This is a genomic window from Colwellia sp. D2M02 (genome assembly GCF_018860755.1).
Classification (GTDB): domain Bacteria; phylum Pseudomonadota; class Gammaproteobacteria; order Enterobacterales; family Alteromonadaceae; genus Colwellia; species Colwellia asteriadis.
Genome location: NZ_JAHKPW010000038.1, coordinates 9,494 through 21,283, shown reverse-complemented (window position 1 = coordinate 21,283; position 11,790 = coordinate 9,494). Strand labels below are relative to the sequence as shown.

Below are 11,790 nucleotides of genomic sequence, written 5' to 3'. Positions count from 1 at the left end.
CATTTTTACTGCGTTATCAGCTTTTTAGGTAACGCTAGGTGGGTGTAGCTTATTAGACAATGCAGGAGCTTATTGTCCTGAATAGCCACACGAGAAAGGCTCTGCCTTGTATGAATACCCAACAAAAAGCAGCAAAAAAATCTCGAAAGAGCAACAGCCCCTAGGAGGTAGATCTTTTAGATGAAATATCTTAAAAGGGCAGAGGGAAGGAGTACTTTTTCTATTGCTCTATCTTAGATAACTGGGCTTCAAATTGTTCAGCACCCGCTTTTACTTGATATAGTTTTACTAATAAATAATCTAATTTTGGTGCGAACCAGGCATAAGTGATACGTTTTTTCTCGGGAATTTCACGTTTTAAGCGTATGGTTTTTACTAAGCCATAAGGAAGCATTAACTCTTCTTCGCCATCATAGGTATAAACATAATCTTTAATTGAGCCAGAAGTACTAATAACAGGGTAAACAAAGCGTTGTTGTTCAGGGTTGTTAATAAGGTCAATACGGTTTTGTAAATGATAACTTAATTTATCTTGCAAACCTTCATGTCTATCTATGGTGATGGTTTTATTTTTTACCAGATCTTTTGCACTTTTATTACTGAACTGATATTGCCACTCATAGTGCTTATCTCTACCTGTACCTTCTCTATCATAAAGGTAATGAAGGGGTGTTACTTGGTCCTGTTGAATTGATAAGGTTGAGGTTTCACTGCGTTTATCTGAGAAAATTAACCATTCAATATCAGTTTCATAATGATAAACCGCATTACCATTATCAAGGTAAGTCAGTTTTCGAGTAGCTTCGCCAACCGGATCTGATTTATGTAATAAGGTATAGGTGGCGTTATATGCAGGAACTTTATATTTTTTTTCTATTGATGGTTTGTCTGGGGAAGGTGTTATTGATGCTTCGGTTGTGGCAAAAGTAGATAGGGGGAAACAAATAAGTAAAACAGAAAGATAAGTGCGCATGTTCAATTTGACTACTCTAGAAGCTATTAATAATAAACTTATACTAACAGCTTCAAGCGTAGATTCAATTAATCGTTTGCATAGCCTGAAGCTGGTAATGGATTTCCATCTAAAATAGCTTGTTCATTGGCCATGGATAACCTTTTTTCACAGAGCCATCTCACAACTAATGGGTATATACGATGCTCTTGCTCATGAACTCGAGCTGCTAAGTCATCACTATTGTCGCCATCGAAAACAGGAACCTTGGCTTGTAAAATAACCGGGCCACCATCAAGCTCTTCTGTAACAAAATGAACACTGACACCATGTACTTTATCACCAGCATCAATAGCACGCTGGTGCGTGTTCAACCCTTGATATTTAGGTAGCAATGACGGATGAATATTAAGTAGTTTACCTTGGAAGTGTTGTACAAAGGCAGGTGTTAATATGCGCATAAAGCCAGCAAGTACAATAACATCAGGGGTAAAAGCATCAATTTTTTTAATTAGCTCAAGATCATACGCTTCACGGCTGGCAAAGTCTTTATGTGATAACGCTACGGTATTTATATTGGCATTTTCCGCACGAGTTAAACCATAGGCGTCTGCTTTATTAGAGAGTACACCAACAATTTCACCGGGGTAATCGGCTGTGGCACATGCATCAATAATTGCTTGTAAGTTAGTGCCGCTACCTGAAATTAAAACGACTATTCGACTAGACATTATTATTCCTGCTTAAAGTAAGTTTTTCATGAGCTTTATAAAATAGGCTCTAAAATGAATTAAAGGGGCTAAATAGCCCCTTTAATAATAGTGTTTATGCTTACGGTGTTTACACCATTAAGCAAAAATAACTTGTTCGGCATCGTCTGCTTTATCAGCGATTGCGCCAATGTGCCAAGCGTTTTCGCCATGTGCAGTAAGTACTTCAATACTTTGCTCAACTTTATCAGCTGGAACAACGATTATCATACCAACGCCACAGTTGAATGTGCGGTACATTTCGTGCTCAGTGATGTTACCTTTTTCTTGTAACCAGTTGAAAATAGTCGGCCATTCCCAGCTTTCACCATTAATTACCGCTTGTGCTGTTTCAGGTAAAACACGTGGAATGTTTTCCCAGAAGCCACCACCAGTGATATGAGAAAGCGCATGAACATCAACGTCTTTAAGCAGTGCTAATACTGACTTAACATAAATTTTAGTCGGTTCAAGTAAATGTTCACCAATAGATTTACCGTCAAGTAATTCGTTAGTATCAGTATTGTTAACTTCTAATACTTTACGGATTAATGAGAAACCATTTGAGTGTGGTCCTGAAGCACCTAAAGCAATTAATTGATCGCCAGTGGTTACTTTAGTGCCGTCAAGTAAGCGTGATTTTTCAGCTACACCAACACAAAAACCTGCGATATCGTAATCACCTTGATGATACATACCTGGCATTTCAGCAGTTTCACCACCAACCAATGCACAACCTGATTGAATACAACCTTCGGCAATACCTTCAACAACTGAAGAGGCTACATCAACATCAAGCTTTGCTGTTGCGTAGTAATCAAGGAAGAATAATGGCTCTGCACCTTGAACAATAAGGTCATTTACACACATAGCGACTAAATCAATACCAACGGTATCGTGTTTAGCTAAATCAATCGCTAAACGTAACTTTGTGCCAACGCCATCAGTACCAGCAACTAATACAGGTTCTTTATAACCTGTAGGTAATTGGCATACTGAACCAAAACCACCTAATCCACCCATAACTTCTGGGCGCGTAGTGCGCTTAACCGCACCTTTAATGTTTTCAACTAGGGCGTTACCAGCATCAATATCAACACCAGCATCTTTATAGCTTAAAGACTGTTTTTGTTCGCTCAAGGGAAACCTCAAATATTACCGACTGTATTTAAAGGTGCACATTCTACCAGTGCAAGTGTTGATACTCAAGAAAGGATGAACATCTTCATGTGCTTTTATTTTTTGAGGCACTTTTTTAGAAATTATTTATATTTGCAGATAAAAATCGTTTACATTGTGGTAATATCTTTAGTACAAACGTTTATGAGTTTTTTCTAGTTATTATACGGTATGTTTAAACACCTTATCGCGCTCTTAATATTGATTATTTTGTTTACAAGTTCAAAAGCTTATAGCGTTGAAGTAGATGATTTATATCAAGCAAAAATTCCCGTTGTCTCCCAAGCGAGCGAGCAGCGTAGTATTGCTATAAATAAAGCAATGCAAGCGGTTATTTTAAAAGTCGGCGGGCAAAAGAGCGTCTTATCAAATGAGCTTATTCGTAACGCGGTTAATCAATCATCATCGTATATTTCTCAATATCATTATGAAGAAAGGGAGCACCAACAACAAAAACAATTGTTTTTAATGGTGAGCTTTAACGAAAATAAAATAAATGAATTATTCCATCAGGCTAATTTAGCTATTTGGGGAAGTTTACGACCGCAAGTACTACTGTGGTTAATTGATGAAAATGGTTTTTCTCGCGCTGTTATTTCTAATTCAAGCCAATCGAGCTTACCACTCCAAGCAGAAGATTTTTCTCAAGAGCGTGGTTTACCCCTTTTATTGCCACTGATGGACTTAGACGATGCCAGTCAAATTACGTTAAGTGATTTATGGGGACGCTTTGTTGAACCTATACGTCAAGCATCTGCCCGTTACTACCCTGAGGCGATTGTTGTGATGAGAATATCAGACTCAAGTCTATTGTCTGAAGATACAGTAATAGCCACAGACGTCATATCAAATGATAGTGCTGTTGACTGCGGTTTGCTATGCCCACAAGAAGCGGACGATGCATCTTATGCACTAGATTGGACTTTTATTACACCAAAAGAAGAAATTAACCAACGCAATATTTTTAGTCAGCAATATCGTGGTAGTAATAAATCAGCGCTATTAGCTTTAGGCTTGGCTGATATTACGGATTTAATTTATCAAAAATACGCTCTATTAACCTCTACCAATGATAACTTCATTATTGAAGTATCAAATATCAGCTCATTAAAACAAGACAGCGAGCTAGTTAGCTTTTTAGCTGATTTATCTGCGGTTAAATCAGTTACTCTTATTGAAGCTCAAGGTGAAATGAGGCGTTATAGCTTAGCTCTTTTAGGCTCGCAAGCAGCATTATTAGCATCATTAAAATTAAATAAACAATTAAAGCCAGCCAAGAAATTTATTGATCCCTTAAGTGAATATGATGCTCCGCAAGTGCCGATATTTTATTGGGATCAGCAATGAAGCAAATCGCTCAATTAGCGTTATCGGTGCAATTACCCGATGACGAAACCTTTACTAGCTTTACGAGTGAAGAAAATAAAGCGGTGGTTAACCAACTCAAAAGCTTTATTACCCGTGCAGAGAAACAACCAAATAGCTTTTACTTGTTCGGTTTATCTGGTGTCGGTAAATCACATTTGTTACACGCCTGTAGTAGTTATGCTGCACAGCAAGGTAAAACCTCGGTTTGTCTTTCTTGTGCCGAATTAAAGCAGTTACCCGTTGAAGTCTTAGATGGTTTAGAGCAAATAGATCTTATTTGCTTAGATGACATTAACCTAATTGCTGGTGATAAACAGTGGCAGCAAGCCATTTTTGATCTATACAACCGCGTACTTGAGCAAAATAAGTGTTTGTTAGTCAGCGGTGACGAAAGCGCACAGCAATTAGGAATTACCTTACCTGATTTATTATCTCGTTTAACGTGGGGTTTAACCGAGCAAGTTAAACCGCTTGATGATGAAGAAAAAAGCGCAGCCCTACAGCATAGAGCTATGCAACGTGGATTGCTATTAACTGATGAAGCCGTACGTTTTTTACTAAATCGCTCAAATCGCGATATGACTAGCCTTTTAGAAACACTTGATGTTTTAGATAAAGCTTCCATTCGGGAGCAACGTAAAATTACTATTCCGTTTATCAAAGAAGTGCTTGGGCTAAGTTAACTAACCTAAGATCGGCTTAACAAATATTTCTCTAGCAGCTACTTTTCCTAACTTCTTCGTTAAATTTACTTGCAATAAGCTAGCTATTAACGCGAAATTTTCCTTGCTTATCATATGAAAAGAAGAAAACTATCAAGCTAACGATTCAGAAAAGTAATTTTTGCTGATATTTCAATTTGTTAAATATCTCTTAAACCAAGCTCAGCTTAACTACTAACTACTATTCTTTTTCATTTTTATTACTCCTCTTCTTTAGTGAATTAGCCTTAAGTGCTGAGTGCTATTGTCTGTAACTACGTCTTTTATTTTTTCATACCTTACTCACTCTACCTTTAAAAGGTCAAAGTGAGTTGAGTGTGCCTTTTAAATAAAAAATAAAAAAACATTTGCAATGGTGGTATGACCAGTGCTTTAATCAGGGGTAATAAAACAATAATTATTACTTTCAGAGGTGGGAGCACAGTTATGCTAACTTACAAAGCGCCAGTAGCAGATATCAAATTTTTAGTAGAAGATGTATTTGATTATTATGGGCATTATAAAAAGCACCCTGAGTTTGAAGAAGCGACACCAGACTTAGTTGACGCTATTTTTCAAGAATGTGCCAAATTTTGTGAAAATGAATTATTACCTCTTTATCAAAGTGGCGATAAAGAAGGTTGTCAATTTGATAATGGCAAAGTAACTACCCCTAAAGGCTTTAAAGAAGCCTATCAACAATATATTGAGGGTGGCTGGCCTTCGTTATCGCACCCAGAAGAATACGGCGGGCAAGGTTTACCACCATCATTAGGTATGGTGCAATCTGAAATGACAGGTACCGCAAACTGGTCGTGGGCTATGTACCCAGGGTTAAGCCATGGCGCGATGAATACTTTACAATCACACGGCAGTGCAGCACAAAAAGAACTCTATTTAACACAGCTTACCGCAGGCACTTGGACAGGAACTATGTGCTTAACTGAACCACAATGTGGTACTGATTTAGGGCAAGTTAAAACCAAAGCTGAGCCTAATGATGATGGTACTTACAATATTTCAGGTACTAAAATATTTATTTCAGCAGGGGAGCACGATTTAACCGAAAATATCGTACATATTGTACTGGCGCGTTTACCTAATGCACCTGCAGGAACAAGAGGTATTTCGTTATTTATTGTGCCAAAAATCAAGTCTGATGAACATGGTACGTTAGGCGAAGCTAATAATGTTACCTGTGGCTCTATTGAAGAAAAAATGGGTATTAAAGCCTCTTCAACCGCGGTACTTAATTTTGATAATGCTGTCGGTGAGTTAATAGGCCCTGAAAATAAAGGCTTAGAATGTATGTTTACATTTATGAATACAGCACGAGTGGGCACAGCATTACAAGGTGTATGTTCAGCGGAGTTGGCGTTTCAAAACTCATTAGCATATGCGAAGGAGCGTTTATCTATGCGCTCTTTAACCGGTAAAAAGTACCCCGATCAAGTGGCAGATCCTATTATTGTTCACCCTGATGTTAGAAAAATGCTGATGACACAAAAGGCAATTTCAGAAGGTGGACGCGCTATGATTTATTATACGGCGAAAATCGTTGATGATATTGAAATGGCTAAAACTGAAGCTGAAAAGAAAGTGGCTGATGAACGTTTAGGTTTTATCACCCCAATTTTGAAAGCATTTTTAACTGAGCTTGGCTTAGAAAGTGCTAATCATGGTTTGCAAATTTTTGGTGGTCACGGTTATATCAAAGAGTGGGGCATGGAACAAATTGTTCGTGATGCGCGTATCTCAACTTTATATGAAGGCACAACCGGTATACAGGCACTTGACTTGTTAGGTCGAAAAATACTGTTAACACGCGGTAAAGCATTAAATAACTTTTCAAAAGAAATACTCACTTTTTGTAAAGATAAAAGCATGTTATCGAGTAGTCCACACAAGCGTCAAATGAATAAGTTTATTTGGCCATTAAGTAAAGCGGTTGCTAATTGGCAGCAATACTCATTACGTTTAGCAATGAAAGCGAAAAGTAATCGCGATATGGTCGGTTCGGCATCGGTCGATTATTTGATGTTTTCTGGTTACGTTACTATGGCTTACTTTTGGGCTCAAATGGCGCAATCAGCCTATGAAAAATTAGCGACGGATGTTGAAAACCGAGATTTCTATCGCGCTAAAATTAAAACAGCTGAGTTTTATTTTGAACGCATGTTGCCAAGAACTAAATCGTTAGCAAAAACAATGCTAGCTGATCCAAAAACATTAATGCAGCTTGATCAAGAGCTACTGTCATTTAGCTAATGTTATGTTTTTAAAGTAACCGTAAGGTTGTTTGTTGGATAGTAAAAAGCACGGAATCCCGTGCTTTTTTATGTGTTTATGTTTTATGTCGTTATATTGCTATTTTAGCTTCATAATCCAGGCGAATAGTTTTCGTATCGCGGGTTGAATATCCGATAATACTAATACTTTATCTGCTGTGACTTGATTATATTGTAATTGAGCAATATAAGTGAACATCACCTGAGCATCTAATTGTGGATCTGTTTTATTGAAGTACTGACACAAGTGCTCGAAAGGTAACATTAACGCTGCTTTATGTTTTGACACTAGTGCCTTTAACGCAGGCGTTACTTGTGCTTCGTTAAACATAAACTGCTCTACAAGTAATTGCTCAGCCTGATGTTCAATCCGTTTCATTATTTGTGAGCAAATATTAAGGGTTAGTTCATCACATAGCGCCTCTTTAGCTGTTGCTTTTCGTAGTTCTTTTTTATCGGCTGATTCTATTAAAGCGAATGATGATGCTAATAAATGATGGCTACTTGTTGAGGTGTTTTGACAATTTAGTGTAAAGGCTTGTTGAACAAGCTCTTGAATATCTTTGAAATAATACGTAGTTAACGATAGTTGCAAATCAGCTTGCGCTGCGATGGCTCGATGGGTTGTTCCTTTGATACCTTTTTGTGCTAAGACACTTATTGTGGCAAGAAGGATTTTTTCTCTGGTTTTCTCACCTTTAGAACGCCGTTTAACTGATGAATCACTTTTTTTTATGTTGTTATTTTCATCACCAGTTAACGACAAAGCTTTATTGATTTTGGACATAATAAAATCTACTACTTTAGCTTACGTTAATTTGTTAACCTCATTTTAACATTTTATAACGCCAAGACTAGAGCGTAAATAGCATTCATTTGTATCTTTGTGTTATATCGTATATCTATATTCAAATTTTTAGTATAAATATACGCACCTAAGTTGCTTTTTTGTTCTCGATATCACTACTATCAAAATCATCTACTGCAATAGCCCATTTTCTTCCTTGTTCTGCTTTTACTAACAGCTCTGCTTCTGCAGAAGAAATAACCTCGGCAGCTAAACCTTTTTCAGCAACAACATCTAATTGGTAAAAAGGGAACTTCTCATTAAGCGCTTTACATACTTTATCGAAAATAGGCTCTGCGTTAATAATGTCTTCAAGGGTTTGTTCTAAGCGGCCAAAAACGTTAGTGTTATTACGCGTTAAAAACTGCCCTTGTCCTAAGCGTGTTCTGGTTGGGCTTGGTGTTTGTAAAATACGCGCAACGGTGTGATCTAATGTATCTTTTGGTAGGCTCAACCACGCTCCCATAGGGAAAATAATTAAACGCAATGTAGCTGCTAACCACTTATTTGGGAAGTTATGTAGTAACTCATCAATAGCCACCTGTATTTTATAAAGTGAGTCTTCTACTGCCCACTTTAATAGCGGTAAGTCATCAGCTTCTCTTCCTTCATCGTTGTAGCGCTTTAAACAAGCACTAGCTAAATAAAGGTGGCTAAGTACATCGCCTAATCGAGCTGAAATGCGCTCTTTTCTTTTTAAGTCAGAGCCAAGAGCTAGCATGGCAATATCGGATAGCATGGCTAAGTTAGCGCTAAAGCGGCTTAGTAGCTGATAATAACGGCGAGTTTCATCATTAAATGGCGTTGGCACAAAGCGAGAGCCTGATAACGAGCACCATAAACTTCGGCTGATGTTGCTAATAGCAAAACCAACGTGTCCAAATAGTGCATGGTCAAAGTCACTAAGTGCTTGTTCGTTATTAGGATTATTAGCTGCTTGCAGTTCAGCTAATACATAAGGGTGGCAGCGAATGGCGCCTTGCCCGTAAATAATTAAGCTACGAGTGAGAATATTTGCTCCTTCCACGGTTACGGCGATAGGCGCGCCTTGGTAACTTCGGGCTAAGTAGTTATTCGGACCCATACAGATACCTTTACCACCGTGCACATCCATAGCGTCGATAACACAAGCACGCATTTTTTCGGTTAAATGGTATTTAGTAATAGCTGAAATAACAGAAGGTTTTTCACCTAAATCAATAGCGCCAGTTGACATTGTAGTAACTGCATCCATCAAATATGCATTACCACCAATGCGAGCTAAGGCTTCTTCAACCCCTTCCATTTTACCAATAGGTAATTTAAATTGACGTCTAATATGACTATAGGCGCCTGTTGCCAGTGCTACGGTTTTTATGCCACCAGCACTATTTGAAGGGAGGGTAATTGCGCGGCCAACCGATAAACACTCTACCAACATACGCCACCCTTGCCCCGCCATTTCTGGACCGCCAATAATATAATCTAAGGGGACAAAAACATCTTTGCCTTGTGTTGGTCCGTTTTGAAATGGAACATTCAATGGGAAGTGTCTGCGACCAATGGCAATGCCTTCAATATCTGTTGGAATAAGTGCACAGGTTATGCCTAATTCAACGATATCACCAAGTAAATGATCAGGGTCTTGAAGTTTAAAGGCTAAGCCAAGTACTGTCGCAATAGGTGCTAGGGTAATGTAACGCTTGTCCCAATTAAGGCGCATGCCTAATACTTCTTTTCCTTCAAACTCACCATGACAAATAACGCCAGTATCAGGAATTGCTCCGGCATCAGATCCCGCTTCTGGACTTGTTAAAGCAAAACATGGAATTTCGTCGCCTACCACTAAACGAGGTAAGTAATAGTCTTGTTGCTCTTTAGTTCCGTACTCTTGTAATAATTCACCAGGTCCTAACGAGTTAGGTACGCCAACAGTACTTGATAGTACAGAGCTAACGCCGGTTAATTTTTGTAATACACGAGATTGCGCATAAGCTGAAAACTCTAAACCGCCATGTTTTTTCTTAATGATCATCGCGAAGAATTTATTGTCTTTAAGGAACTGCCAAACTTCAGTGGGTAAATCAGCGTGTTCGTGAGTGACTTCCCAATCATTGACCATGGCACATAACTCTTCTACTGGGCCATTTAAAAAAGCTTTTTCTTCACTGCTTAAGCGTGGTTTAGGAAAGTTATGTAACTTGGTCCAGTCAGGATTACCACGAAATAAATCAGCATCAAACCACGTTGTGCCGGCATCGAGGGCTTCTTGTTCAGTGGTTGACATTTGGGGCATTATTTTTTTAAACAACGCCAATAAAGGCATACTAATAAATTGTTGTCTAACACTGTCAATATTTAAGGGGAGTGCAATAACGGCAAAGAGTAGCCAAGAGACAAAACCAATAATATCTAGAAAAGTGCCTATCACCATGAGTGCAGCAAAACTCAAAGTATATGTTGATAACGAGGAGCGAACACTGCTCATAAACCAAGTTAATGAAATTGCTACGATAAGCCAAATAATAATATCCACAAGCTTTCCTTTTTATGAGGTTAAAACGTTGTTTACGTTAATCACTATCAGTATAGGCATGTATTTAAAGGCAATTAAAGCAATTGAATTTAAATAATTTTTTAAGCAGTGATATAATCTAGTTATAGAACAAATAAAGGTCATCGCCAAGCAGTTTATTGCTTATAATGGTTTTTATTCATTTCCTCTTTTATTTCTGTCTTCATCGTGGAGTTTTTATGTGTGAATTATTAGCGATGAGCGCTAATGTACCAACGGACATTTGCTTTAGTTTTAGTGGGTTAATGCAACGTGGTGGTAATACAGGCCCTCATCGAGATGGCTGGGGTGTTACTTTTTATGAGGGTAAAGGTTGTCGTAGCTTTAAAGACCCTATGCCAAGTGCGCAATCGCCTATTGCCGAACTAGTCACAAAGTATCCGATGAAAAGTGAAGCGGTTGTTTGTCATATTAGACAGGCTAATTCGGGAGCTGTTAATTTAGAAAATACGCATCCATTTATTCGACAAATGTGGGGCAGAAACTGGACTTATGCGCATAATGGGCAATTGAAAGATTTCACAACTGAATTGCCCATTCAATTTCATTTACCTATTGGTACCACAGACAGTGAACATGCATTTTGTTGGATATTAGATCAACTACATATAACTTTTGGTGCAAAACAACCTGACTATAAAACGCTGTTTAGTTTTATTGCTAATTTAGCGTCACAAATAGACACCCTAGGTGTTGCTAATATTATTATTACCGATGGCGAGTATTTATTTGCTTATTGCTCTAATAATTTACATTGGTTAACTCGCCGTGCTCCCTTTGGTCAGGCTAGCTTAATTGATGCTGAGGTGGCGGTCGACTTTAAAAAAGAAACAACGGCCAATGATGTGGTTAGTGTTATTGCAACCCAACCGTTAACCGATGATGAAACATGGCATAAAATGTCGGCAGGGCAGTGGCAGTTATTTTGTTTGGGCGAGTTAGTTGATGGGGCATTAATTGCAGGTAAATTAACAGCAAATAAATAATAAATAACCTGAGTTCGACTTAACAAATGTTTCTCTAGCAGCTATTTTTCCTAATTTTTTCGTTAAATTTACTTGCAATAGACCAGCCATTGACGCGAAATTTGTCTTGCTTATCATATGAAAAGAAGAAAACTATCAAGCTAGCGGTTCAGAAAAATAATTTTTG

9 protein-coding genes are annotated in these 11,790 nt (G+C 38.1%); 4 read left to right on the top strand and 5 right to left on the bottom strand.

Features of this window, described 5'->3' with window-relative positions; genetic code table 11:
- Positions 1 to 220 precede the first annotated feature (220 nt).
- From KO495_RS06010 to purM, 3 genes are all read right to left on the bottom strand, one after another.
- Complete coding sequence (locus KO495_RS06010) at positions 221 to 973, bottom strand: DUF3108 domain-containing protein (protein WP_215979495.1); 753 nt, start codon at positions 971 to 973, stop codon at positions 221 to 223.
- A gap of 68 nt (positions 974 to 1,041) precedes the next feature.
- Positions 1,042 to 1,683: a phosphoribosylglycinamide formyltransferase gene (purN, locus tag KO495_RS06005; protein WP_215979494.1), complete on the bottom strand. Its 642-nt coding sequence runs from the start codon at positions 1,681 to 1,683 to the stop codon at positions 1,042 to 1,044.
- Positions 1,684 to 1,800: 117 nt separating this feature from the next.
- A complete protein-coding gene (gene purM / locus KO495_RS06000) occupies positions 1,801 to 2,841 on the bottom strand; it encodes a phosphoribosylformylglycinamidine cyclo-ligase (RefSeq protein WP_215979493.1) in 1,041 nt (346 codons plus the stop codon).
- 249 nt (positions 2,842 to 3,090) lie between these two features.
- Between purM and KO495_RS05995 the strand changes: the two genes are divergently transcribed.
- The 3 genes from KO495_RS05995 (at position 3,091) to KO495_RS05985 (ending at position 7,217) form a co-directional block, all read left to right on the top strand.
- The gene (locus KO495_RS05995; protein WP_215979492.1) at positions 3,091 to 4,227 is read left to right on the top strand and encodes a DUF2066 domain-containing protein; all 1,137 of its coding nucleotides are present in this window, start codon (positions 3,091 to 3,093) and stop codon (positions 4,225 to 4,227) included.
- Positions 4,224 to 4,931, top strand: a complete 708-nt coding sequence (gene hda / locus KO495_RS05990) for a DnaA regulatory inactivator Hda (RefSeq protein WP_215979491.1) — start codon at positions 4,224 to 4,226, stop codon at positions 4,929 to 4,931. Before KO495_RS05995 ends, hda begins: the two co-directional genes overlap by 4 nt.
- 465 nt (positions 4,932 to 5,396) lie before the next feature.
- Positions 5,397 to 7,217, top strand: coding sequence for an acyl-CoA dehydrogenase C-terminal domain-containing protein (locus KO495_RS05985; RefSeq protein WP_215979490.1), 1,821 nt, complete (start codon positions 5,397 to 5,399; stop codon positions 7,215 to 7,217).
- Positions 7,218 to 7,316: 99 nt separating this feature from the next.
- Here KO495_RS05985 and KO495_RS05980 read toward each other — a convergent pair whose 3' ends face one another.
- Both KO495_RS05980 and fadE read right to left on the bottom strand, forming a co-directional pair.
- Positions 7,317 to 8,024: a TetR family transcriptional regulator gene (locus tag KO495_RS05980; RefSeq protein WP_215979489.1), complete on the bottom strand. Its 708-nt coding sequence runs from the start codon at positions 8,022 to 8,024 to the stop codon at positions 7,317 to 7,319.
- 148 nt (positions 8,025 to 8,172) lie between these two features.
- A complete protein-coding gene (fadE, locus tag KO495_RS05975) occupies positions 8,173 to 10,599 on the bottom strand; it encodes an acyl-CoA dehydrogenase FadE (RefSeq protein WP_215979488.1) in 2,427 nt (808 codons plus the stop codon).
- A gap of 218 nt (positions 10,600 to 10,817) precedes the next feature.
- Here fadE and KO495_RS05970 point away from each other — a divergent pair, with 218 nt between their 5' ends.
- The gene (locus tag KO495_RS05970) at positions 10,818 to 11,624 is read left to right on the top strand and encodes a class II glutamine amidotransferase (RefSeq protein ID WP_215979487.1); all 807 of its coding nucleotides are present in this window, start codon (positions 10,818 to 10,820) and stop codon (positions 11,622 to 11,624) included.
- Positions 11,625 to 11,790: the final 166 nt, after the last annotated feature.

Excerpts from the sequence above, each read along its gene's own strand:
- KO495_RS06010 (WP_215979495.1), bottom strand. The coding sequence starts at position 973 with ATGCGCACTTATCTTTCTGTTTTACTTATTTGTTTCCCCCTATCTACT.
- purN (WP_215979494.1), bottom strand. The coding sequence starts at position 1,683 with ATGTCTAGTCGAATAGTCGTTTTAATTTCAGGTAGCGGCACTAACTTA.
- hda (WP_215979491.1), top strand. The coding sequence starts at position 4,224 with ATGAAGCAAATCGCTCAATTAGCGTTATCGGTGCAATTACCCGATGAC.
- KO495_RS05985 (WP_215979490.1), top strand. The coding sequence starts at position 5,397 with ATGCTAACTTACAAAGCGCCAGTAGCAGATATCAAATTTTTAGTAGAA.
- KO495_RS05980 (WP_215979489.1), bottom strand. The coding sequence starts at position 8,024 with ATGTCCAAAATCAATAAAGCTTTGTCGTTAACTGGTGATGAAAATAAC.
- KO495_RS05970 (WP_215979487.1), top strand. The coding sequence starts at position 10,818 with ATGTGTGAATTATTAGCGATGAGCGCTAATGTACCAACGGACATTTGC.